General features: G+C 48.3%; 25 protein-coding genes and 1 other annotated feature. Of the genes, 23 read left to right on the forward strand and 2 right to left on the reverse strand.

Annotation, left to right across the window (positions count from 1 at the left end; all coding sequences use genetic code 11):
• The first annotated feature begins 46 nt into the window (after positions 1-46).
• The 23 genes from murG (at position 47) to PMI05_RS04485 (ending at position 22,619) form a co-directional block, all read left to right on the forward strand.
• The gene (gene murG, locus PMI05_RS04375; protein ID WP_007717708.1) at positions 47-1,150 is read left to right on the forward strand and encodes an undecaprenyldiphospho-muramoylpentapeptide beta-N-acetylglucosaminyltransferase; all 1,104 of its coding nucleotides are present in this window, start codon (positions 47-49) and stop codon (positions 1,148-1,150) included.
• A 102-nt stretch (positions 1,151-1,252) separates the two neighbouring features.
• On the forward strand, positions 1,253-2,158 hold the full coding sequence (gene murB / locus PMI05_RS04380) for a UDP-N-acetylmuramate dehydrogenase (protein ID WP_007717711.1): 906 nt from the start codon (positions 1,253-1,255) through the stop codon (positions 2,156-2,158).
• A gap of 15 nt (positions 2,159-2,173) precedes the next feature.
• Positions 2,174-3,430 carry a UDP-N-acetylglucosamine 1-carboxyvinyltransferase gene (gene murA, locus PMI05_RS04385; protein WP_007717713.1) on the forward strand — a complete coding sequence of 419 codons (1,257 nt, stop codon included), beginning with the start codon at positions 2,174-2,176 and terminating at the stop codon, positions 3,428-3,430.
• Positions 3,431-3,561: 131 nt separating this feature from the next.
• Positions 3,562-4,347, forward strand: a complete 786-nt coding sequence (locus tag PMI05_RS04390; protein WP_007717715.1) for a cell division protein FtsQ/DivIB — start codon at positions 3,562-3,564, stop codon at positions 4,345-4,347.
• A gap of 22 nt (positions 4,348-4,369) precedes the next feature.
• On the forward strand, positions 4,370-5,080 hold the full coding sequence (locus PMI05_RS04395) for a DUF881 domain-containing protein (protein ID WP_007717717.1): 711 nt from the start codon (positions 4,370-4,372) through the stop codon (positions 5,078-5,080).
• Between the two features lie 20 nt (positions 5,081-5,100).
• Entirely contained in the window at positions 5,101-5,847 is a 747-nt protein-coding gene (locus PMI05_RS04400) for a DUF881 domain-containing protein (protein ID WP_007717719.1), read from the forward strand.
• A 2-nt stretch (positions 5,848-5,849) separates the two neighbouring features.
• Positions 5,850-6,197 (forward strand): small basic family protein, encoded by a 348-nt coding sequence (locus PMI05_RS04405; protein ID WP_007717721.1) that lies wholly within the window; start codon positions 5,850-5,852, stop codon positions 6,195-6,197.
• Positions 6,198-6,339: 142 nt separating this feature from the next.
• Entirely contained in the window at positions 6,340-7,593 is a 1,254-nt protein-coding gene (gene ftsA / locus PMI05_RS04410; protein ID WP_007717723.1) for a cell division protein FtsA, read from the forward strand.
• A gap of 127 nt (positions 7,594-7,720) precedes the next feature.
• On the forward strand, positions 7,721-8,869 hold the full coding sequence (ftsZ, locus tag PMI05_RS04415; RefSeq protein ID WP_007717724.1) for a cell division protein FtsZ: 1,149 nt from the start codon (positions 7,721-7,723) through the stop codon (positions 8,867-8,869).
• Between the two features lie 236 nt (positions 8,870-9,105).
• Positions 9,106-10,107, forward strand: coding sequence for a sigma-E processing peptidase SpoIIGA (gene spoIIGA / locus PMI05_RS04420; protein ID WP_007717726.1), 1,002 nt, complete (start codon positions 9,106-9,108; stop codon positions 10,105-10,107).
• Positions 10,108-10,109: 2 nt separating this feature from the next.
• Positions 10,110-10,832: an RNA polymerase sporulation sigma factor SigE gene (gene sigE / locus PMI05_RS04425; protein ID WP_007717727.1), complete on the forward strand. Its 723-nt coding sequence runs from the start codon at positions 10,110-10,112 to the stop codon at positions 10,830-10,832.
• A 149-nt stretch (positions 10,833-10,981) separates the two neighbouring features.
• Entirely contained in the window at positions 10,982-11,761 is a 780-nt protein-coding gene (gene sigG, locus PMI05_RS04430) for an RNA polymerase sporulation sigma factor SigG (RefSeq protein WP_007717728.1), read from the forward strand.
• Between the two features lie 160 nt (positions 11,762-11,921).
• Positions 11,922-12,200: a YlmC/YmxH family sporulation protein gene (locus PMI05_RS04435; RefSeq protein WP_007717731.1), complete on the forward strand. Its 279-nt coding sequence runs from the start codon at positions 11,922-11,924 to the stop codon at positions 12,198-12,200.
• A gap of 81 nt (positions 12,201-12,281) precedes the next feature.
• Positions 12,282-13,112 carry a peptidoglycan editing factor PgeF gene (gene pgeF / locus PMI05_RS04440; protein WP_007717733.1) on the forward strand — a complete coding sequence of 277 codons (831 nt, stop codon included), beginning with the start codon at positions 12,282-12,284 and terminating at the stop codon, positions 13,110-13,112.
• A 20-nt stretch (positions 13,113-13,132) separates the two neighbouring features.
• Positions 13,133-13,831, forward strand: coding sequence for a YggS family pyridoxal phosphate-dependent enzyme (locus tag PMI05_RS04445; protein WP_007717734.1), 699 nt, complete (start codon positions 13,133-13,135; stop codon positions 13,829-13,831).
• Positions 13,832-13,873: 42 nt separating this feature from the next.
• Positions 13,874-14,302: a cell division protein SepF gene (locus PMI05_RS04450; protein ID WP_007717736.1), complete on the forward strand. Its 429-nt coding sequence runs from the start codon at positions 13,874-13,876 to the stop codon at positions 14,300-14,302.
• Between the two features lie 31 nt (positions 14,303-14,333).
• Positions 14,334-14,600, forward strand: a complete 267-nt coding sequence (locus tag PMI05_RS04455; protein WP_007717740.1) for a YggT family protein — start codon at positions 14,334-14,336, stop codon at positions 14,598-14,600.
• A gap of 12 nt (positions 14,601-14,612) precedes the next feature.
• Positions 14,613-15,386, forward strand: coding sequence for an RNA-binding protein (locus PMI05_RS04460; protein WP_007717742.1), 774 nt, complete (start codon positions 14,613-14,615; stop codon positions 15,384-15,386).
• Positions 15,387-15,486: 100 nt separating this feature from the next.
• Positions 15,487-15,978, forward strand: a complete 492-nt coding sequence (locus PMI05_RS04465) for a DivIVA domain-containing protein (RefSeq protein WP_007717747.1) — start codon at positions 15,487-15,489, stop codon at positions 15,976-15,978.
• A 90-nt stretch (positions 15,979-16,068) separates the two neighbouring features.
• Positions 16,069-16,338: a binding site (T-box leader), on the forward strand.
• A 46-nt stretch (positions 16,339-16,384) separates the two neighbouring features.
• Entirely contained in the window at positions 16,385-19,162 is a 2,778-nt protein-coding gene (gene ileS, locus PMI05_RS04470; RefSeq protein ID WP_007717750.1) for an isoleucine--tRNA ligase, read from the forward strand.
• Between the two features lie 156 nt (positions 19,163-19,318).
• On the forward strand, positions 19,319-20,092 hold the full coding sequence (locus PMI05_RS04475) for a TraR/DksA C4-type zinc finger protein (RefSeq protein ID WP_039960230.1): 774 nt from the start codon (positions 19,319-19,321) through the stop codon (positions 20,090-20,092).
• 19 nt (positions 20,093-20,111) lie between these two features.
• A complete protein-coding gene (locus PMI05_RS04480; RefSeq protein ID WP_369751192.1) occupies positions 20,112-21,230 on the forward strand; it encodes a mandelate racemase/muconate lactonizing enzyme family protein in 1,119 nt (372 codons plus the stop codon).
• Positions 21,231-21,245: 15 nt separating this feature from the next.
• Complete coding sequence (locus PMI05_RS04485; protein ID WP_007717756.1) at positions 21,246-22,619, forward strand: MFS transporter; 1,374 nt, start codon at positions 21,246-21,248, stop codon at positions 22,617-22,619.
• Positions 22,620-22,693: 74 nt separating this feature from the next.
• On the opposite strand, the gene PMI05_RS04490 is transcribed toward PMI05_RS04485, so the two are convergent.
• Together PMI05_RS04490 and PMI05_RS04495 are read right to left on the reverse strand one after the other, a co-directional pair.
• On the reverse strand, positions 22,694-23,167 hold the full coding sequence (locus tag PMI05_RS04490; RefSeq protein ID WP_007717758.1) for an NUDIX domain-containing protein: 474 nt from the start codon (positions 23,165-23,167) through the stop codon (positions 22,694-22,696).
• 14 nt (positions 23,168-23,181) lie between these two features.
• Complete coding sequence (locus tag PMI05_RS04495) at positions 23,182-24,111, reverse strand: NAD(P)/FAD-dependent oxidoreductase (protein ID WP_007717761.1); 930 nt, start codon at positions 24,109-24,111, stop codon at positions 23,182-23,184.
• Positions 24,112-24,337 lie beyond the last annotated feature (226 nt).

The raw sequence follows: 24,337 nt of genomic DNA on the forward strand, positions 1-24,337 counted from the left end.
TAAATCAGCCTATTGCTACTCCTTCACAAAAAAAGGGTGTGAACGTATGCGTGTCGTCTTAACAGGCGGTGGCACAGGTGGACATATTTATCCGGCGCTTGCGGTGGCGAGGGAAGTTTCTCGCCAAAATCCGCAGGCTGCCTTTTTGTATATTGGCAGTAAAAAAGGCTTGGAAGCTGGTTTGGTTCCGAAATCCAATATTCCTTTCCAATCCGTGGAAATTAGCGGGTTGAAGCGCAAGCTGTCGTTGGACAACCTGAAGACCTTGTGGAAATTCGTCCGGGCCGTTGGTGATGCCAAGAAAATGTTGCGCGAATTCAAACCGGATGTCGTAATTGGGACTGGTGGCTACGTATGTGGTCCAGTCGTATATGCAGCTTCTCGATTGGGAATCCCGACTCTCATCCATGAGCAAAACGTAGTGCCAGGCTTGACCAACAAGTTTCTTTCTCGATCAGCTACAAGTGTGGCCGTTTCGTTCAAAGAATCGCTTGCCCATTTCCCGCCTTCTAAAACAGTACTGACCGGCAACCCGCGTGCTACGGAAGTCATGCACGGTAATGCAGAGGCGGGGCGTAGCTTTTTGGGCGTGGACAACAATAAAAAAATCGTCCTGATCTTTGGTGGCAGCAGGGGAGCGCGCGCAATAAATGAGGCAGTGCTTTCCGTTGTTACGCAGTTGGGCAAATATGCCGATACTCATTTTGTATATGTGACGGGCGACGTTCATTTTGAAACAATTTCTGCACAGCTTCGTGAACTGGGAACACTTCCAAGTAACATTTCTGTGCTTCCTTTCGTCCATAATATGCCGGATGTTTTGGCGGCGACGCATGTATTGGTTGGTCGTGCAGGGGCATCTACCCTGGCAGAAATAACGGCACTAGGTGTGCCTGCGATCTTGATTCCGTCCCCGTATGTAACGAACAACCATCAAGAGAAAAATGCAAGGGGATTGGAGCGCGCAGGGGCAGCTCAAGTCATCGTAGAGCGGGAGCTCACCGGAGAGAGCTTGCTACTTTCCTTGGAAAATATCCTTGCCAATCCAGCGAAATGGGAAGAGATGAAAAACAGTTCTCTTTCATTGGGAATGCCGCAAGCTGCGACGGAGATTGTCCGTCAATTAGAGGCGATTACACGAAAAAAATGATCAGATGGGCGATTGTCACGCCGATCTGGGCGAACGCATAGTATGGAGCAAACACGTGAGAAGACTAGGTCCGACCTAGCAAACGTATCAGGAGGTTCACAAATGAAAAAGATCGCAGATGAACTCATGCAAGCAGGAATCGAAAAAGTGTGGACCGATGAACCCCTTGCTAATCATACAACGTGGCGGATCGGGGGTCCTGCTGATTTGTTAATCCAACCCAAGGATAAAGCATCCTTGCAAAAAGCCTTGCAGATCATCCATCGTCATGAAATTCCTTGGAGTGTAATCGGGCGCGGTTCAAACCTTCTGGTGAGGGACAGAGGGATACGTGGAGCCGTGCTTAAAGTGGCCGAGGGCTTGAGCCACTGTGAGTTCAAGGGCGAAGAGGTGTGTGTGGGTGCCGGATATTCCATGATCCGCCTGGCGGTGGAGACAGGCAAGGTGGGATTAACAGGTATGGAGTTTGCAGGAGGGATTCCTGGTACGGTAGGCGGCGCCGTCTATATGAATGCGGGGGCACACGGATCTGATCTTTCACGTATTCTTATTGATGCCGAGATCCTTTTCGAAAACGGCGAAAGTAAAGTGTTGAGTAACGAGGAACTGAGCTTTAGTTATCGGACTTCTCTTTTGCAAAAGCAAAAAGGGATTGTGCTAGAAGCCCGTTTTCAATTGAGGATGGGCGACCGCAAAGAGATTGCGGCCACGCTCGCTGCCAATAAGGAACGACGGCGCAATACGCAGCCACTGCAGATGCCGTGTGCCGGCAGCGTGTTCCGAAATCCGCCAAATGACCACGCAGGTCGCCTGATTGAGGCTGCTGGGCTGAAGGGCTATCGGGTCGGAGGAGCTCAGATTTCAGAAAAACACTCCAACTTCATCGTGAATTGCGGAGGAGCAACGGCTGCCGACGTCCTCACCTTGATTGATCACGTTCGGAGCACCATTCTCGAGAAAAATGGGATTGACCTGCATCCGGAAGTCCTGGTGGTGGGCGAGGGGTAACACGGAGGTGAAAGTTTGGAGACTTTTGCGATCAAAGGCGGAAGACCTCTGTCCGGTTCGCTTCGGATCCAAGGTGCTAAGAACGCTGCTCTTCCCATTCTTGCCGCTGCTGTGCTCGCGGAAGGGCAATTCTATATCTATGACGTCCCCCATCTAAAAGACATTAAAGTCATGCTCGAAATCTTGACGTTGCTTGGGGCGAATACGAAGCATGAGGACGGATGTGTCGATCTGGATACAACGTCTGTCTGTGTCCCGCAGGTGCCGGATGATTTAATGAGCCAGATGCGATCTTCGATTTTTTTGGCGGGACCACTCCTGGCACGTCTAGGTGAGGTCACGATTTCCAGGCCAGGTGGATGTGACATTGGAGAGCGCAGGATTGACTTGCACTTAGCTGGTTTGACTGCGCTAGGAGCCAAAATCGAAGAAACGGAAGGTTACATTACATTTCGGGCCAAACAATTACGTGGGTCCAATATCTTTCTTTCCTTCCCCAGTGTGGGCGCGACGGAAAATATCATGATGGCAGCTGTGCTGGCAAAAGGCACGACCCGAATTTGTAATGCAGCACGAGAACCGGAAATCATCGACCTCCAAAATTTCCTGAATGCAATGGGGGCGCGGATCAGAGGGGCAGGCACCGATACGATTGAAATCAGTGGTGTACCTCGCTTGCGTTCCGTCAGTTACCGGATCATACCGGACAGGATTGTGACAGGAACCTATATGCTGGCTGTCGGTATTTCACAGGGACATATCGAATTGACCAATACTCTGCCTGAGCAATTGACAGCATTGATTGAGGTCGCCCGTAGCTGTGGTGTTGAAATCAAGACCCGCCATGATATAATGGAAATCAAAAGCACCTCCCGTCCACGTGCCTACGACCGGATTATCACCTCGCCATATCCTGGGTTTCCAACCGATTTGCAGGCGCAGCTGATGGTGTTTCTGTCACAGGCTAGGGGAACGAGTGTTATCAAAGAGACCATTTTCGAAGGAAGATTCAAACATGTGAATGAATTGGCGCGAATGGGCGCCTCTATATACGTTGATCTTGGCTCCGCAATCATTCGGGGTGTCAACAAATTGACCGCTACGAATGTCGAAGCTACTGATCTTCGAGCAGGTGCTGCCTTAGTCCTCGCAGGGCTTGCTGCAGAAGGTATTACCACGGTGAACCAGATCCATCATATCGATCGCGGATACGATCGGCTGGAAGAGCAGTTGCGTCAATTAGGAGCCGATATATCACGAGTATCGATTTAACCGAGGGAGAGTGGGCGGCATAATGTTATGCCGCTTTCCCTGTTTTGTTAAATGACATTTATTCGAAAGACATCCAGTAATTTACTTTGCTCTGGGCAATGAGCCTAAAAAACATGAGGAAGGGTACGGCCATGGCGGTATATGAGGAACGCATTCCGCAAGTCAAGCAACAACGCCCCAGAAGAAGGGGCAACCGCAAGCTGGTCATTCTATTGGTATTGTTTTTTCTTACCATTCTCATCATCGTTTTTATCCGTTCCCCTTACAGTAAGGTGCAAGAGATTCGAGTGATTGGTAATGATATTTATACGACGGAGCAAATCATTACACAATCTGGATTAAACAAGGACATGCAGTTTCTAAACGTATGGGAGAACAGTGTACGAAATAACTTGAAACCACTAGAGGCCATTAAAGATGTGACGGTGAGCCGCTCTTTCCCCGGATTGATCACGCTACATATAACTGAACAAAAGCGCGTCGCTTTTTGGAGTGGGCAGGACGGAAGCCGCTATGCTTTACTGGACAATGGCTATGTGCTCAAACAGGTTAATTTTGCTAAGCGCGTAGTGGACAGGCCATTGATTAGCTCGTGGGCCTCACCTGAGCTCCTTCCCCATCTCGCCAAGTCGCTATCGAAATTATCGCCAGATGTACTCGCCGAGATTTCGGATATTACACTGACGCCAACGGTATACGACAAGCAACGCGTCACGCTGTACATGCGAGACGGGAATGAAGTAAGAAGCGTTATCTACAAGCTGGACAAGATGATGAACTGGTATCCGACGATCGTGAAAGAATTGCCGCCAGATACAAAAGGGGTGCTCTCTTTGTTTGAGCAGCCATGGTTTATTCCGTACGGGGCTCAAGGGGCTATTCCTATTCAGGAAGGGCAAGAGCAACCACAGCAGTAAATGAAAAAGGGGAAAGTAGACAATGAGTCGTCGTCGCAAATTTCATTTGTATTTAACCATCGTGACGTTTTCTACCGGCTTTCTAGTGGCCACTTCCTTCGAAACGAACAAGCTTACGCGCAAAGAACGGCTGAATGATCAGCTGTTCCAACAGGAAACGCAATTGAATGACCGAATTTTGGCTGAGAAGGAGCAAAATCGGCATCTGGAAAATCAACTGCTCGATTTGCAGCGTCAGGTGGGAAAAGTGGAAGAAGCGATGGCGGAGCGTAAATCGGAGGCTGCCGAGACACTCAGTCAACTGGATGCAGCGCGGATGCTGGCAGGGGTAGTCGCTGTCCAAGGGCCAGGTATCGTCATAACGATGCAGGATAGCCAGAATGCAGCGAACAGCGCAGACATCGCGAACTACATCGTACATGAGCAGGATGTCCGCCTGGTCGTCAATGAACTGCGTGCAGCAGGAGCAGAGGCGATCAGCATTAACGGCCAGCGAGTGGTGAGTAATTCCGAGATCCGTTGCATTGGACCGACGATCATTGTAAACGGCATCAAGTCGGCCGCTCCATTCGTAGTAACAGCGATCGGAAATCCCGACACACTAGACAGTGCGTTGAACTTGCCGGGAGGTGTTTTGCACTCCTTGCAAGATTTTGTCCAAATAAGCGTAGCCAAAAAAGAGCGAGTCGAGCTGCCTGCCTTTGTTGGTGACGCGAAAACGAAACACTCCTAAATAAAAGGATGCGTTTACCTATGTTACAAAAAAGCCGTAAAATCACATTTATTCTTGCCATTATTAGTGCTATCATAGGTGTGATGTTGACTGTGCAATTACGAAGCAGTCTTCATCCTATTCATAAAGAGTCTCGCAGCATCGCGGAACTTCGGACCACGTTGCAAAAAGAACTGGAGAAACACAAAAACCTGCTCGCAGACATTTCAAAGTATAATCAGCTGTACTACCAATACGAAACCTCACTCAGTGAAGATGAAAGTATCTCCGTTATGAAAGAGGAGTTGGCACGGACTCGCCGAATGGCTGGTATGGTAGGGATGGAGGGAGAAGGCATCGTTATTGATGTTGTCGATGCCCATACGCCTGAAGAACCAGCAATGGATGAACATATGCCTGTGCCAGTTGTAGGTGACTATACGATTGACGATGAAGATTTGCGCTGGTTGGTAAATATCCTGTTTGCAAACGGAGCACAAGGAGTTTCCATTAATGGTCATCGACTGATTGCTACCACTGCGATCCGCAATGTGGGAGACGTCATCCAAATCGATACCAGGACGATTAGGGCTCCGTATGAGATAAAAGCATTGGGGGAACCTGAAGTATTGTTGTCCGCATTGAAGCTGGAGGGCGTAGAGGAGAACTTTCAGCTGGCGAATAAGAAGGTGCTGGCCGAAAAACGGGACAAGCTGATGATCTCAGCGAATAACGAAACACGTGTCATTCAATTTATGAAACCTGTGAAAGAAAAAGGAGATTCGTAACCATGTGGCTCCCGCTTATCGGACTGATTGTCGGTCTTGTTGTCGGCTTCCTGCTGGATTGGCGTGTGCCCCAGGAGTATAGCAGCTATCTATCAATAGCCCTCTTGGCTGGATTGGATACGATCTTTGGGGGGATTCGTTCGTTTTTAGAACGTACTTTTAACGTTCGTATTTTCATGTCTGGATTCTTTTTCAACACACTTTTTGCAGCAGGCTTGGCCTTCATCGGAGGGTTCTTGGGGATTGATTTGTATTTGGCTGCGATCGTGGCTTTCGGGGTCCGCTTGTTCAACAATCTCGCTGTCATTAGGAGAATTGTTCTATCCAAATGGATCAATCAGCAAGAATAACGCAAAGAAAAATGGGAAGATGGTCATTTTTTTACAAAAAATCAATAAGAAAAAAAGGGAATGGTTGTCCTGTGTGGAATAATTTATGCAGGTGTTCTCACTTTAGCAAGAAAAAAGACGTAGCAGGGGAGGTGTCACAGGTTTGGTAAGCAATGAATTCATCGTCAGCCTAGACATTGGAACATCCAAAGTACGCGTCATGATCGGAGAGATCAACAACGGTTCCATCAACATCATCGGCGTCGGACAATCACACTCGGAAGGCATCAAGAAGGGCGTGATTGTAGACATCGACCAAACCGTGCATGCCATCCGAGAAGCGGTTGATCATGCCGAGCGCATGGTTGGCGTTTCAATCGAAGAAGTGTATGTGGGGATCACTGGAAACCATATCGATCTGCATGAAACCCAAGGGGTTGTCGCTGTATCCAGCGAAGACCGTGAGATACGAGAAGAAGATATTCAACGCGTAATTCAGGCAGCGAAGGTCGTGGCTATTCCTCCAGACCGTGAAATCATCGAGGTAGTCCCAAAGGAGTACATCGTTGATGGACAAGGGAGCATTAAGGACCCGCGTGGGATGATTGGTGTCCGACTGGAAATGGAAGGGACCATTGTGACCGGATTGAAAACGGTCGTACATAACATCGTTCGCTGTGCTCAACGAACCAATCTGCGTGTAGCTGGAATATTCTTGCAACCGCTTGCGGCTAGCACTGTTGCTCTATCCAAAGATGACAAAAATATGGGTGTCGTTCTTGTCGACATCGGTGCGGGTTCTACCACGATCGGTGTATTCGAGCAGGGGAAACTGGCAGCGACCACCGTGATCGGCATCGGTGGCGACCACATTACGAGCGATATCTCACTGGGGCTGCGCACGCATACAGATGTGGCAGATCGTGTGAAAACCAAGAACGGCTGTGCCCTTATTGACGAAGCATCCGAAGATGTGAAGTTCAAGGTGAACCGGATTGGCAGCGAAGTCGAGAAGCAATTTACGCAAGTGGATTTGGCCAATATTATCGAGCCGCGCGCTGCGGAAATATTCCAATTAGTCGAGGATGCTGTATACAAATTAGGCTACCGCGACGAAATTGCAGGTGGCTATGTTCTTACGGGTGGTACCGTAGCCATGCCGGGCATGTTGGAATTGGCAAAAGAAGAATTGGACGCACCTGTTCGAATTGCGATTCCTGATTACATCGGAGTGAGAGATCCTGCCTACACCACTGGGGTAGGTTTGATTCAATATGCCTTGCAGTTGATGGAGCGCCGCAGCATTCGCGTGACCCCCTCATTCAAGGGCACTCAGAAGCAAACCGTCTCGTCCAAGCCAAAAGAAGGCGGCGGTTTGATGGAAAAAGTAAAAAACTGGTTCAGCGAATTTATCTAATGGAGTTCGCTTTACCGAGCTTAACTACAATGACGAAGTCGGGTATTGATTCGTTCCATTGTGTTCAGTTGACAGGCTTCTGTAGCCACGAAGTTTTTCTTATGTTGAATTGGGGAGGACTAGCAATATGCTGGAATTTGATATGGATATGGAATCCTTTGCACGAATTAAGGTCATTGGTTGCGGAGGCGGCGGTAGTAACGCAGTAAACCGCATGATCGCAGGCGGATTGAAAGGTGTAGAGTTCATCACCTTGAATACGGATGCGCAAGCACTTCAGCTCTCTAGTGCAGATATCAAGCTGCAAATCGGGGAAAAGCTAACACGTGGACTTGGAGCAGGTGCGAACCCTGAGATCGGTAAAAAAGCGGCGGAAGAAAGCCGCGATCTGATTGAGAACGCTCTACGTGGAGCAGACATGGTATTCGTAACAGCCGGTATGGGTGGAGGTACGGGTACTGGTGCTGCACCTGTTGTTGCAGAGATCGCTAAGGAAATGGGCGCTCTTACCGTTGGTGTAGTAACCCGTCCATTCTCTTTCGAGGGTCGCAGACGTTCCCAGCACGGTGAGATCGGTATCGCTGCTCTGAAAGAAAAAGTAGATACACTGATCGTGATTCCTAACGACCGCCTGTTGGAAATCGTTGACAAAAACACGCCAATGCTCGAAGCGTTCCGCGAAGTTGACAACGTACTGCGACAAGGGGTTCAAGGTATTTCCGACCTGATTGCTGTACCTGGACTGATCAACCTGGACTTTGCTGACGTGAAGACGATCATGACTGAGCGCGGTTCTGCTCTCATGGGAATCGGTGTAAGCAGCGGCGAAAATCGTGCGGCTGAAGCAGCTCGCCGTGCCATTTCCAGCCCACTGCTTGAGACTTCGATTGATGGTGCGCGCGGTGTTCTGATGAATATCACAGGCGGTACCAACCTGAGCTTGTACGAAGTAAACGAAGCAGCCGACATCGTGTCTTCTGCATCTGACCCAGATGTTAACATGATTTTCGGTGCGGTTATTAACGAGGATCTGAAAAATGAATTGGTCGTGACAGTTATTGCCACAGGCTTCGAGCATGCTCAACGGGCTCCGGAAGCTCCTCGCCGTCAACAACAGGCGGTCAACACGCCTGGCAATCGTCCGACACCAGTTTCCAATACGAATAACAGCCGTGCGAAGGAAGAAGAGGAAGATAAGTCCTTCTTCTCCATGGGCAACCTGGATAATCTGGATATTCCAGCATTCCTGCGCAATCGCCGCCGCAACAAAAACTAAAGCGATAAACGACTGTCAAAAGCCTTGTTCCCGTCAGTGGGGACAAGGCTTTTTTTCGTTTATTGGATGAAAAAATGTTAGACAAAAAAACCAAAAAAACACCGTCAAGAATTGACAGACTTTACATACACATTGATATATACTGCTTTTACTGATAGAAGTCGTCCTACTATTTACCATTTTTACTAGGACATATACTTGCTGCCAAGTCGCTCAAAAGATGAGGGGGAAAGCAAGTGGTTGTGTATCTTGATATCATTCTACTCCTGAATGTGGCTATTGATACCTTGTTACTCTGGTTTACTGCTTATTTTCGTAAAGAGCGCATGGTGTGGTGGAGAATGATACTTGCCTCCCTGTTTGGTTCCGTGTATCTGGTCTTTTTCTTTTTTCCTGTGTTTTCTCCGATGTATCAATGGTGGGTCAAACTGCTCTTTTCTGTCATCATGCTGTGGATTGCTTTTGGGAACAGGAGGTTGTTGTCCTTTGCGCAAAACTTGATCATTTTTTACTTTGTCGCATTTGTGTTCGGAGGGGGAGTGCTTGGTCTACAGTATTTTATGGCACCGCAGAGTGAAATTGTGAATGGACTGGTTGTCACGCATAATGATGGGTTTGGTGTTGGGTTCAAGCCAACCTTTGGGATTGTCCTGATCGGTTTTATCCTGATCTTTTTCCTTGGGAAAAAGAGCTACCGCGCAATCCAGGAGCCGCGAAGAATCGAAACCTTTCTCGTCGATGTCGTCGCTACGTTGGCAGGGGAAAAAGTCATTTGCCGTGGACTTGTGGATACAGGAAACCAGCTCCATGAGCCGATTACACGCATACCCGTCATGATTATGGAGAATCGTATGTTCGCACATTTGCTTCCGCCGTCGCTTCTCCGACAAGCCGATGAAAACGGTGGAGTGTGGGAGAAGCTAGACGGATCTTGGGACCATCTGCCGCTGGAATGGCAGTCTCGGATACGCTTGATCCCGTATCGCAGCGTGTCAAGAGGTATGGATTTTTTGCTCGCAATCAAACCAGACCATGTCATGGTCGTGCAAGACGGGATTCGTTTTGAAACAGAGCGGGTGTTAATCGGGCTTAACCCGATCCCATTGGCCGCTGACGGCAAGTATCAGGCCATCGTGCACCCAGCCATGATGGAAGCTTATGAAGCGGATGTTCAAAAAGTCATCTTTAATCAGGAAATAAGAGAAGAATCAACCTTTATTCTCAAACAGGAGGGCTAATCATGTATGTAAAACTTCGCCTACAACTCCAATTGACCTGGTACCGAATCTTGCTCTGGCTTGGTGTACGCGCCGAAGAAGTCTATTATATTGGCGGGAGTGAAGCATTGCCTCCACCGTTGACCAGGGAAGAAGAGGAGCTACTGCTCGGACGACTGCCTTCTGGTGATCCGGCTGTCCGCGGTATGCTAATTGAACGCAATCTTCGTCTGGTCGTATACATTGCCCGCAAGTTTGAGAATACGGGAATTAATATTGAAGACTTGGTCAGCATTGGCACCATTGGCTTGATTAAGGCAGTAAACACCTTTGATCCAGACAAGAACATCAAGCTGGCAACGTATGCATCTCGTTGTATCGAAAACGAAATCCTCATGTATCTTCGCCGCAACAATAAAATTCGTTCAGAGGTATCTTTTGATGAACCGCTTAACATTGATTGGGATGGCAATGAGCTGTTGCTCTCAGATGTTTTGGGTACGGAGAATGACACGATCTATAAAAACATTGAGGATCAAGTGGATCGAAAGCTTCTGAAAAAAGCACTGGATAAGCTGTCTGACCGCGAGAGAATTATCATGGAGCTGCGCTTCGGCTTAGCGGGAGAAGAGGAAAAGACACAGAAGGATGTAGCGGATTTGTTGGGTATCTCACAGTCGTATATTTCGCGTTTGGAAAAGCGAATTATAAAACGGTTACGAAAAGAATTCAACAAGATGGTCTAACGCATATTTTCCCAGCTTGGGGGGATACTGTTCCTAAACCGAAACAGATGGTGGTTTTTGCCACCTTCTTGGTCGGCTACGCGTCAGTTACGCGGCCTTTCAAGACAACCGGGTTAGGGACTTTTTTCTTGCTTCGAGGAGGGAAAGACGTGACGCGCAATAAGGTAGAGATATGCGGGGTAGATACCTCCAAGCTTCCGGTGTTGACAAACAAAGAGATGCGGGAATTGTTTGAGCGCCTGCAAAGTGGGGAGCTGGCTGCCCGCGAGAAGCTGGTCAACGGCAACTTGCGACTGGTGCTTAGCGTAATCCAACGGTTCAACAATCGCGGAGAGTTCGTGGATGACTTGTTTCAAGTGGGCTGCATCGGATTGATGAAAGCGATCGACAACTTTGATCTCGGACAAAACGTGAAGTTTTCCACGTATGCCGTACCGATGATCATCGGAGAAATTCGACGCTATTTACGGGACAACAATCCGATTCGCGTTTCCCGCTCTTTGCGAGACATCGCGTACAAGGCCTTGCAGGTGCGTGACAATCTGACCAACAAACATTCGCGAGAGCCTACCATTATCGAGATTTCTCAGGAATTGAACGTAGCCAAAGAAGACGTCGTGTTTGCACTCGATGCGATCCAAGATCCGGTTTCATTGTTTGAACCGATTTATCAGGATGGCGGGGATCCGATTTACGTCATGGATCAGATTAGTGACGAGAAGAACAAAGATGTCACGTGGGTAGAGGAAATTGCGCTTCGTGAGGGAATGCAGCGGCTAGGTGACCGAGAAAAAATGATATTATCCATGCGCTTTTACGAAGGAAAAACGCAGATGGAAGTAGCAGAGGAAATCGGTATCTCACAGGCTCAGGTATCCCGCTTAGAAAAAGCGGCAATTGCCCATATGCAAAAGCACGTTCAATCGTAAGGAGAAACCAAATAGGCGACCCGGCGGTCTTGTACCGTTCGGGTTTTTTGTACGAGCGGAAAAGTTAGTTTTCAATCGCCTTACTTTTTGCCAAAGAAGCGGACATATTCCTCATTGGACTCATATACTGAAAGTAACGGAGAAAAGAAGGTGAGGAAGAATGGTAAAAATCTCTGACTTCCAGACCAAAGAAGTGGTAAATATTCTCGATGGGAAGCGGCTTGGGCAAGTTTCAGATTTGGAGATCGATCTGCGTCACGGTCGTGTAGAGGCTATCGTCGTACCGGGACCAGGCAAGTTTCTCGGCTTCTTTTCTGCCGGGAATGATTATGTCATACCCTGGCGCAATATTGTGAAGATCGGGAAAGATGTGGTGCTTGTTCGGATGGAAGAAGCACTTAAAGTTGAAGTAAAAACTTCTGGTGGAGAAGAATACTAACGCGTAAAGGGAGAAAGGCACGGATAGCCTTTCTTTTCTTTTCGGCTATGGTATGATTAGCCATATGAGGAAGGTGACAACATGAGAGAACCTTTTGTCAGGGTAGAGGATAAGTCAATCTTATCGTTAACAGTGTGGGAGCAACAATTTCCTGGATTAGTGGCGGGGTTTACTATTCGCTCAGGCGGGGAAAGTGAACAACCGTACGGGTCTTTTAATATGGGGCTGCATGTGGGTGATGAATCTGCGAACGTAGTAGCCAATAGACGCAAGCTGGCAGAACAAGTCGGGATGTCTTTTACGGCGTGGACATGCGCCGATCAAGTGCACGGAAATCGGGTATGTCAGGTCACAGCAGGCGGTGCGGGAAAAGAAAGTCTAGAGGATGTCATATCTGCAACGGATGGTTTGTTTACCCTTGAAAAAGGAGTCATGCTGACCTCGTTTTATGCTGATTGTGTTCCCCTCTATTTTCTGGATCCCCATTCGGGAGCAATTGGACTAGCTCACGCAGGCTGGAAGGGGACAGTGGGCCGTATTGCCGAGGAAATGGTGAATGCCATGACGAAGCACTATCAGGCAAAGCCAGAGGACATTCGCGTCGCAATTGGCCCATCCATTGGCGGCTGTTGCTATGAAGTCGATGAGCGAATCATGACGCAGGTACGTACTTGTGCAGCCGAATGGGAAAAAGCAGTCATCTCCTCCGCAGGGGAGCGATACATGCTGGACCTTCGTTCGCTAAACACAGAGATTTTGCTCGAAGCAGGAATTTCTTCAGGCAATATTTTATCCACGGATTGGTGTACAAGCTGCAGAACAGACTTGTTTTTCTCTCATCGCAAGGAAGCGGGGATACAAGGGACTACTGGACGCATGGCTTCCTATATCGGTTGGAAGGAAAACCTGTAGAAGAAAGGGAAGGGTTCGTTATGACCAAGGAACAAGAATTGTTAAAAGAACGACTACAATCCATCGAAGCAAGAATTCAGGCTGCTTGCGATCGGGCGAACCGCAAACGTGAGGAAGTAAAAATTATTGCCGTGACCAAGTATGTCGACGCAGATGCCATTGGGGACTTGCTTGCGGTAGGCGTAGAGAATATCGGCGAAAATCGCGTGCAGGATGCCCTGCCCAAGCACGAGCTACACGGCGATAAAGGGATCTGGCATTTTATCGGGCACCTCCAGACGAACAAGGCAAAAGAAGTTGTAGGACGATTCCCGTACATCCATTCTCTAGACCGACTTTCTTTGGCACAAGAGCTAAATCGACGCGGTGAAGCGTTGGATCATGTCGTAAAATGCTTTTTGCAGGTCAATATATCCGGCGAAGAGACAAAATTTGGGCTTAGTCCCAATGACGTATTGGCTTTTTTGCGCGAAACCAGTAATATGAAACATATAAGTATCGTCGGATTAATGACGATGGCGCCTGTTGTCGAAAACCAAGAGGAAGCCAGGAAGGTGTTCCGTGGCCTCTATGAGTGGAAGCAACGGATTAACGAAATGGCACTCCCACACGCACAGGTGAAAGAGCTGTCCATGGGCATGTCTAGTGATTTTGAAGTGGCCATTGAAGAGGGAGCTACATATATTCGTTTGGGATCGGTATTGGTCAAGCCGGAGTAAAGGAAAACAGACCAAACCACGGAGTAAGAGAGGAGGAAGAGTATGGGTGTTATGAATAAATTGATGGGGTTTCTGGGGTTAGAAAACGAGGAATACATCGAAGAGACAACAACGGTGGAAGAGGAAAGAGAAGAGCAAGAGTCCTCGCACAAACGCCAACCAGCGATCGGCCGAGCTAACAACGTGGTACCGTTTCAAGCACGGGAAAAGGAGGGAATCCGTTTGATTCTCTGTGAACCCCGTCATTACAGCGATGCACAGGATATCGCAGACAACCTGCGTCATCGTAGACCGGTTGTGGTCAACCTCCATCGTGTGGAAAAAGACCAAGCTAAAAGAATTATCGACTTTTTGAGCGGGACGGTCTACGCACTGAACGGTGATATCCAAAAGGTCGGAGACACGATCTTCGTGTGCACGCCTGACCATGTAGATATTCAGGGTACGATCTCCAGTGTGTTGGAAGAGTAGCCAATTAAGACGAAATTAAAAGGGTGAGCAAATGATTGCTGTCTTTTCGGTTTTAAATTTTGCTTTTACGGTATATCAATACATGATTATTGCTTACATTTTGATGTCATGGGTTCCTCAAATGAGAGGTACAGGCATCGGTCAGTTACTGGAAAAACTGGTTGAGCCTTATTTGGCTCCATTTCGCCGGTTTATCCCATCGCTCGGCTTCATCGATATCTCCCCCATTGTCGCATTGATTGCACTGCGCTTTGCCCAATCTGGCCTATTCGCCATTTTGCAACAAATCATGTTCTAGGCGAGTGATACGATGAGCGTATTTGACCATTTTTCAAAAGAAGAACGTCCCTTTGTTGAACGGGCGCTGGAAATGCTGACGCAAGTAGAGCGGACGCAGGCCATGCGCCTTACTGATTTTGTAGACCCGAGGCAATTGATGATTTTTGAAAGTCTATCTTCACAAGTAAGAGATGTGAAGGTTTCTCCCTATGGAGGCTACGAGGGTGCCGAGCGTGTTCGGATTATCATCCATCCGGAGTACCTCCCTGTTGAGCCTGAGGATTATCGCCTTACCTTATTGGCAATCAAGGCTGATCAGCGCTTTCATGTGCTGGAGCATCGAGATGTGATGGGGGCGATGCTGGGCGTCGGGATGAAGCGGGAGAAATTCGGAGATATGCTGACAGATTCAGCTGGCAGCTACACGATTGTAGCAGAGGAAGTCGCTGATTTTGTTTGTGCGCAGGTGACGCAAATTCATCGGACATCTGTTCAGTTTGAGCGGGTAGCATGGGAGGCGTTTACACCGCCTGCACCCAAGTTTGTAGAGAAAACGATTACCGTGCCATCACCGCGAATTGACGCGATCATTGGAGAAGTACACAATATGTCTCGCGCAAAAGCACTGGTGCCAATTCGAGCGGGAAAAGTAAAAATCAACTGGAAAGTAATCGAAGACCCATCTTATCAACTCCAGATGGGTGATATGGTATCTCTTGCAGGCTATGGTCGGTTCAAAATTCTTGAGGTAGCAGGTCCAACACGCAGTGGAAGACTTCGCATGATTGTCGGACTGGTTACATAAGATGGACCAAGGCTCAAAAATTTGTAAAATACGGCAGGAAACACAGCTAATTCTGTCGAAATGATTGAAGACGAATTATCGGGAAAAGTGGGGGGTTCATGTGCCATTAACGCCGTTGGATATACACAATAAGGAATTCAGCACAGGCTTTCGTGGGTATAACATTGACGAAGTGAATGAATTTCTCGATCAGGTGATCAAAGATTTTGAGCTCTTGATAAAAGAGAAAAAAGAACAGGAAGAGCGCGTAGCCATTTTGAATGAGCGCGTAGATTACTATAAGAGCTTGGAAGAAAATTTGAGCAAGTCGATTCTGGTGGCGCAGGAGACAGCGGAGGACGTGAAGTCGAATGCCCGCAAAGAAGCACAGCTCATCTTAAAAGAAGCCGAGAAAAATGCAGACCGAATTGTCAATGAAGCACTGGCGAAGTCGCGCAAAATCGCGATCGAAATCGAAGAATTAAAAAAACGTGCTTCGGTTTACCGCATGCGCTTTCGGACGCTTTTGGAAGCGCAGTTGGAAATGCTGGAGAATGGCGATTGGGATAGCATTGAACAGCCACAAGTTGATTCGCCTGTAACAGTTGAATAAATCATTGACGTTCGAGCAATGATGGTATTATAATGAAAGACAACTTTTTCGAAATAAAGCACTTATAGTAGTTGAACAGACTCACACAAATTATAGACGATGAACGGGAAGAGTACGTGAGCCAGCACTGCCTAGAGAGTCGGGAAAAGGTGAAAACCCGGCCAGTTGCTTTCGCAGAAAATCACCCGGGAGTTCAATATCCGAAAGCCCAGAAAAACCTTGATGGTGAAACAGGTGAGTAAGTGAGCGCGTCATTCCCGTTACGAATGAGTGAAGTGGAACGAATCCGATATAGGCTTTTTTGTCGTACGGGTTTGTTCAATCAGGGTGGTACCACGGGAGCTTTCTCTCGTCCCTTTTATGGGATGAGTGAAAGCTTTTATTTATTTAAGGAGTGAATCAGGCCATGGATTACAGCAAAACCTTAGCGCTACCAAAAACAGATTTCCCCATGCGCGGAAATTTACCAAGCCGCGAGCCACAGATGCAAGCGGCATGGGAAGAGCAAAATATTTACCAACAAGTGTTAGATCGTACGAAAGACCGCCCGTCTTTTGTCTTACATGATGGACCTCCGTATGCGAATGGAGACATCCATATCGGTCACGCACTGAACAAAATCCTCAAGGACTTCATCGTTCGCTACAAATCCATGGCAGGCTTTTATGCGCCGTACATCCCAGGCTGGGATACACATGGTTTGCCGATTGAGCAAGCGATTATCAATGCACAAGGGCTGGATCGCCGCAGCATCGAAGTGAACGATTTCCGCCAGCGCTGTGAAGAGTATGCTTGGTCCTACATCGACAAGCAACGCGACCAATTCAAGCGTCTGGGCGTTCGTGGAGATTGGGAAAACCCTTATGTGACACTCCTGCCTGAGTATGAAGCCAACCAAATTCGTGTATTCGGTGAAATGGCGAAAAAGGGTTATATTTACAAAGGTCTGCGCTGCGTGTACTGGTCTCCGTCTTCTGAGACTGCTTTGGCTGACGCAGAAATCGAATACAAAGACAAGCGCTCTCCTTCTATATACGTCAGCTTCCAGGTAGCAGATGGAAAAGGCAAGCTGGACACAGAAACTGGCGTTGTTATCTGGACAACGACTCCGTGGACATTGCCAGCAAACCTTGCGATCAGCCTGCACCCTGAACTCGAGTACAACGTAGTGAAGGTAGATGGCCGCAAATTCCTGGTAGCCAACGGTCTGATTGAAGCTGCGAGCAAAGAAATTGGCTGGGAAGGCGTAGAGATTCTCGCAACCTTTAAAGGTCAAGATCTGGAAGGCGTAGAAACTCAGCATCCGTTCTACGATCGCAAGTCTCCACTCATCCTGGGTGAGCATGTAACCTTGGATGCAGGTACTGGTTGCGTTCATACTGCTCCAGGACACGGGGAAGATGACTTTAACGTTGGTCAAAAATACAATTTGGGTGTCCTTTGCCCAGTAGATCACGAAGGTAAAATGACCAATGAGGCACCAGGCTTTGAAGGTCTGTTCTACGAAGATGCCAACAAAGTGATTACAGAAAAGCTGAAAGAAAACGGAGCACTCTTGAAGCTCAGTTTCTTCACGCACTCCTACCCACATGACTGGCGTACGAAAAAACCGGTAATCTATCGCGCGACAGAGCAATGGTTCGCGTCTATTGACGGATTCCGTGCGCAAATGCTCGAAGCGATTAAAAATGTAAAATGGATTCCGCATTGGGGAGAAACTCGTCTGGCAAACATGATTGCGGATCGTGGCGACTGGTGCATTTCCCGTCAGCGTGTATGGGGTGTACCGATTCCCATCTTCTATTGCAAATCGTGTAACGAACCAATCATTAACGACACGACGATCAACCATGTTGCTGATCTGTTCCGTAAAGAAGGATCGAAAGTATGGTTCTCCCGTGAAGCAAATGAGCTCGTTCCAGAAGGGCTTTCTTGCACCAAATGCGATTGCAATGATTTCCGCAAAGAAACGGATATTATGGACGTTTGGTTCGACTCCGGTTCCAGCCACCAGGCTGTTTTGCGCGAAAGAGGCATTGCTTGGCCAGCTGACATGTACCTGGAAGGCTCTGACCAGTATCGTGGTTGGTTCAACTCTTCTCTCTCGACGGGTGTTGCTGTGTATGGCACAGCTCCTTACAAATCCGTTCTGAGCCATGGCTTTGCTTTGGATGGAGAAGGACGCAAAATGTCCAAATCCCTCGGTAACGTCATCGTGCCTCAACAAGTAATTGATAAGATGGGTGCAGACATCTTGCGTCTGTGGGTAGCTTCTGTTGATTATCAGGCTGATGTGCGCATTTCCGATGCGATTCTGAATCAGATCGCTGAGGTGTACCGCAAAATCCGCAATACGTTCCGCTTCCTGTTGGGTAACCTGGATGGATTTAATCCAGCAACAGACCGCGTAGCGTACGAAGAGCTGGGAGAGCTGGACCGTTATGTTCTGGCGAAAGCGGCAAAAGTAGCGAAGCGTACACGCAAAGCGTACGATGAATATCAGTTCCATACCGTTTTCCATGCCGTTCACAACTTCTGCGTTATTGATTTGTCCGCGTTCTATCTGGACATTTGTAAGGATCGCCTGTATGTAGAAGCGCCAGATAGTTTGAAACGACGCGCTGCACAGACAGTGATGTACGATTGCTTGCTCAGTCTGGTGAAGCTGGTTGCTCCACTGTTGCCGCATACAGCCGATGAGGTGTGGGCGTTCATTCCAGGCGTAGAAGAGAAGAGTGTGCAGTTGACGGATATGCCAGAAGGCGACGAACAACATCTCAGCTTTGCAGCAGAAGCAGAGAGCAAATGGGATGCGTTCCTGGCGATCCGAGACGAGGTTCTCAAAGCCATGGAAGAAGCGCGCCGCAACAAGGTGTTCGGTAACTCCGTTGATGCGAAGCTCGCTCTGTACCCACAAACGGAAGATGTTGCGAAAACATTGGCAGCAATGGACGATCTGGCTGACCTGTTCATCGTGGCTCACGTGGATGTACACAGCGGTTCTGCACCGGCAGAAGCGGTACAACTCGAAGGAATTGCTGCTGTGGTCTCTGCCGCAGACGGTGGAAAATGCGAGCGTTGCCGCGTAGTGAAACCGGATGTTGGCACTCGCGAGTCACACGCGTCGCTCTGCGTACGTTGCGCAGATATCGTAGAACAACACTACGCACATGTAACAGAATAAAAATCGGTTGATTAACCTGTCATTCCCTTTGGGGGTGGCAGGTTTTTTGCTGTGAAAAACATCATGATGCTTTTCATAAAGGTGGATATGGTTGTTTTGTTGGTCATATTTCCTACGGGACCAAGACATACTACCTGTTGAGGAAACCAAACAAAGGTGGTGTACAGCGTGGACCAAAAGATGATGGCCAGCTTCCGGGAAAAGCTGCTGGAACAGAAAAAAGAACTGGAAGACCGCGTACAGGACCATTATGGCATGAGAGAACCGATGACAACCTCTTTGCAGGAGTTTGCCATGTACGATAACCATCCGGCAGATATCGGCAGTGAGATGTTTGAACGGGAAAAAGATTTGGCCCTAGACAGTCTCGACCGTGAGACATTAAAAGAAATTGATCAGGCGCTACTGCGTATGGAGGAAGGCACCTACGGCCTGTGTACGGTCTGTGGAGAGCAAATACCTGTGGAGCGACTGGAAGCACTGCCTCAGGCACAAACGTGCAAGGAGCATGCACCAGCGCCGTCAATCAACGAGTCGCGTCCGATTGAGGAACAATTTTTGCAGCCGCCGTTCGGTCGTACATCTCTGGATGAAAAAGAAGGCCAGAACGGATTCGACGGTGAGGATGCTTGGCAAATTGTCGAGTCATGGGGGACATCCAGCACGCCTTTCTCGTACCAGGAACCCGACAAAACGGATTACGACGAAATGTATATCGAGAGCAATGAGCCGGATGGCTTTGTAGAAGCCGTAGAGGAAATCGGTTATACCGATATTGAAGGCTATCATGGACCGGACAGTGTGCATTTTATGAGAAGCGGGACGTATGAGGAGTACATGAGAAAAGGAGAAGGGAAAGGAAACTTCCTCTCCTATGACGATTACGAAGGAGAGCAAGCAGAACGAGAGGGATTGGATGACTACTCATGAGCAGATAGCGGTCATTGACCTGCAAATTGAGCGAGTGGAAACGTATCCGCTACTGCATCGTCTATCGCAAGCTTACGGCGATGCGAATGGGTATAAGCGTTATCGAACCAGTTATCTCATTCGGATTATCACAAGGGCTGGAATAGATGGCTGGGGAGAAATTATCGACTGGCTGCCGACGCTCCATAAGGGCTTTTGTGAGCGCATCATTCCGTACTTGCTGGGTAAGCAGGTGGACAACAGAGTAGCCATTGTCGATGTCATAGGAAAGTGGCATCAGCGATCGGCTTCAGGTGTCAGTATGGCACTTACGGAAATTTTGGCGAAAGCGGCGGGGCTATCTGTTTGTCAACTGTGGGGAGGCCAGATTCATTCTGGTATTCCGGTTTATGCCTCCCTCCAATCCTACCGTGAAACAGAAGACTGGATGCAGCAGTCATGGAAGCAAGTCAGCCAGCAAGTCGACGACGGCTTCAAGATGGTGAAAGTAAAGATTGGCGGACGCTCTGTTCAAGAGGATCAGACGCACATCGAAAAACTGATGAATTTGCTTCCCGAACAAGTTCAAGTAGCGGTAGATGCCAATCAGAGCTACGACAGTGCGACTGCAAGGAAGTGGGAAGGGCTTTTTTCCCGTTATGGAAATTGGCTTTGGCTGGAGGAGCCGATGCCCATGGATCGTACAAACGAGTATATCAAGCTTCGTTCGTCATTATCCATCCCGCTTGCTGGTGGAGAAAACTTGATTCGCTGCGCACAGTTTTTGCCCTTGTATGAGGGGGGCGCCATCGATATTGCTCAGCCTGACCTGATGCATACGGGGGGCATTGACGATTATCGAACGCATCTACAAATGGCCCGTCAGTTTGGCTATCGCGTGTCTCCACATTCCTTTGACGGATCACTGGCACGATTGTATACGTTATTTGCACAGGCGTGCTTGCTGGCATGGACCAAGATGGATAGCGATCCGATTGAGCCTGTCGAATGGGATGTCATGGAGAACCCGTTTTCACAATTGTTTCCGCTGCGACCCATAAATGGCGAAGTGACGCTTCCTACTGGCGTGGGAATAGGCGTTGAACCTGACTGGGAGACTATTAACGCGTTGCGCTGGGACGGTAGCGCTTATGCGTAAGACAAGGAGTTTCGTATGGCACAAAATGCGAAAAACCTGATTGGGCTTGTCGGGGTTCCATTAGTTATGGTGTTAGGCAACTCGATGCTGATCCCTGTACTGCCTACAATGAAAACAGAAATGAAGCTCACCGCCTTACAGACGAGCTTGTTGATCACTGCTTTTTCGATTGCAGCAGGTATTGTTATTCCTTTTGCCGGCTATTTGTCAGATCGATTTGGGAGAAAAATTGTCATTATCATCTCCCTTGCCTTGTACGGTCTTGGTGGTTTGCTTGCAGGGCTTGCCGCGTTGTGGATAGATCAACCCTATATGGCTATCATGGGAGGGCGAGTCTTGCAGGGGATCGGGGCCGCCGGGACAGCGCCCATTGCAATGGCATTGGTAGGGGATCTGTTCGATGGTGCCTCGGAGAGTAGGGCATTGGGGCTGTTGGAGACATCAAACGGGATGGGAAAAGTATTAAGTCCGATTTTTGGCTCCTTGCTTGCTCTCATTTCTTGGTACATGGTCTTTTTAGCTTTTCCAATTATTTGCGGTGTCGTTCTCCTGATGTTTTTATTTCTGACCAAGGAAAAGAAACAGGATAAGAAGCCGCTCCCCGTCAAGCAGTACATGCATTCGATCGCGCAGGTATTTAAACAGCATGGAAAATGGCTTGTCCCCGCGTTTTTTATTGGGAGCATCTGCTTGTTCACGTTGTTTGGTGTCCTGTTTTACCTGTCTGATTTACTGGAGGAAAAATACAAGATCGATGGTGTCATTAAAGGCTTCTTTTTGGCGATTCCCTTGCTTATGATGAGTATCGCGGCATATGTGACAGGAATCATCATCAAAAAGAAGCTGAAGCTGATGCGTCTGTTTGTGATTATCGGTATGTTTTTGCTGGCTACGTCTTACATTCTGGCCAGCTTTGTCAAAGGGGCTTATGTCCTGATTGGCATTTTGGTCATCGGCAGCGCGGGGACGGGAATGATTTTACCGTGCTTGAACTCCATGATCGTTGGGGCCGTACAAAAAACAGAGCGAGGCATGATTACTTCTTTGTATAGCGGTGTCCGTTTTATCGGTGTTGCGATCGGCCCACCTATTTTTACCTGGTTGCTCGGGATTTCTCGGACAGTCATGTTTCTATCAATCGCAGGTTTATCGCTCGTTTTCGCCGTGCTTGCGATCTTTTTCTTGAAGCCCAAGCAGGTCGAGCAGCAAGGACAAGGGACAAAAGACAGCGAGACGAATGGGTGGAGGCAAATATCAGAGGTACTGGGAATTGAACCAGAAACGGTACACGAGGTACAACGTGAGAGAGCCATCGAAAAGTATGGCTTTGATCCAAATGAGCTCGTCAAGCGTGTGTTGTCGGGAAAGAAGGAAAAGGAAAAACAATAAACAGGCTGTCTCTGTCGGTCATTCTCACCGAGTACAATACCGGGGAGCGACAGGGACGAACCTGTTTATGATGGCTAGGACTCCGCAAAGGGATGACGTAAAGCTCGTTCGAGTGCGAGTGGATACACATCATCTTGCAGAATGCGACTAAACTCTTGATTGCCTTTTACATCTCGCGGGATATCCGCAAATAAAATGGTGGCAAGCACATCTGAGCCGCTTGGCTGGTTCGTATAATGCGCTGCCTTTGCGATATAAATGTCTTTTCGCATCGAGTTGTCGATGGTGTACTGTCCGATGCGCTCAATCCCTTCTAGAATGGCGCCGGTTTCTTCATAGACCTCTCGAACTGCTGCGGCCAGGCTGTTTTCACCCGCTTCTACTTTTCCCCCTGGTAGCTCTACACCGCGTGTACGATGGCGAGTAAATAACAGCTTTCCCTGATAAAAAGCGAAGATCAGCACGTGACCTGCTTGGTGGTTACGATACTCTTCGGGGGAAAAGGTTAGCTTGACAGGTAAGCCGAAATCGTCGTAAAAAGCGTACATGCAAAGCTCTCCTTCTACAGGCTCATTGATCTATTGTTTTGAATTTGCAAGGAAATATGCTTGACTGCCTTCATCGCTTGACCAACTGCCAGTGCCAAACTCGCATAAGCGGCTCCGTTGCTCACATCTCCGACTGCGTATATCCATGGAGAGTTCACTCGTTGATACGAATCTGTTTGCAAATAGTCATCACCAAACGTGTCTAAGCCTTCGAGACCCGCTGTGTTTCCATGAACACCAATTCGTGGCAGAATCCAATCGACTACGATCGTCTCTGGATTGCCTGTGCGCGTAGAGGTGAGTGTCAGAACCGTCCGTGCCTCTTCGTCCTGATAGTCAGTTACTTGTGTTTCCCACAGGACTTGGATGTTGGGTAGGCCTGTGATTTTCTTTTGCCATTCGGGACGAGCACGCCACTCACTGCTCCGAACCAACAGATAAACTTGTCGGGCATGGAAGCTCAAATTTGCTGCACTCTCTAATGCTCGATCTCCGCCGCCAATAACGGCGATATCTTGACCGGTGATGGTGTGCGCTTGGGCAGTTGTAGAAAACCAAGGAGTCAGGACGCTCGGACAATCAGCTAGGGCCGGTATTTCATTCCAGCCAACTCCTGTGGCGATGAGTAGAGTGTCGACACGATAAACGGATTTCGAAGTGATTACCTGTTTCGTTTCCCGATCAATGGAAAGTATGGCTTCGTTCAATCGTATGTTTGGCTGCTGGATGAAAGGATGTGCGATCAGTACCTTTACAAGGGCAGCTCCCTGGTCGTATACAAGGGGCGGAAAGTCGGTAATCTCGTTGTAAATGTGATGCAATTGGCCGCCGAGTCTATCCGTTTTTTCGATAAGAAGACAAGAAAGACCTAATCGTTGGCACCATATTGCTGCGGACAACCCTGCGATGCCGCCACCTGCGATCAGCACCTGTATGTGTTCCACTCTCAAGTCCCTCCGATTCCCTTATTCATATCTGATTTTCCTCAGTTTTAGACTACCTGTTTCGATTCGCAAGTGCAAGAACTCTCAGGGAAAACCGATCGAGTTGAATCGGCAGGATTCTACATTTTGCCGGAAGATTGTGGTAAAATAGGACAAAAGTTTTCCAGAATATATTGAAAAATGAAAAGCCCAAAGCACTATGGACCCCGTGATTTTAAAAAGGAGT

This window comes from Brevibacillus sp. BC25, from assembly GCF_000282075.1.
In the GTDB taxonomy this organism is placed as follows: Bacteria; Bacillota; Bacilli; order Brevibacillales; family Brevibacillaceae; genus Brevibacillus.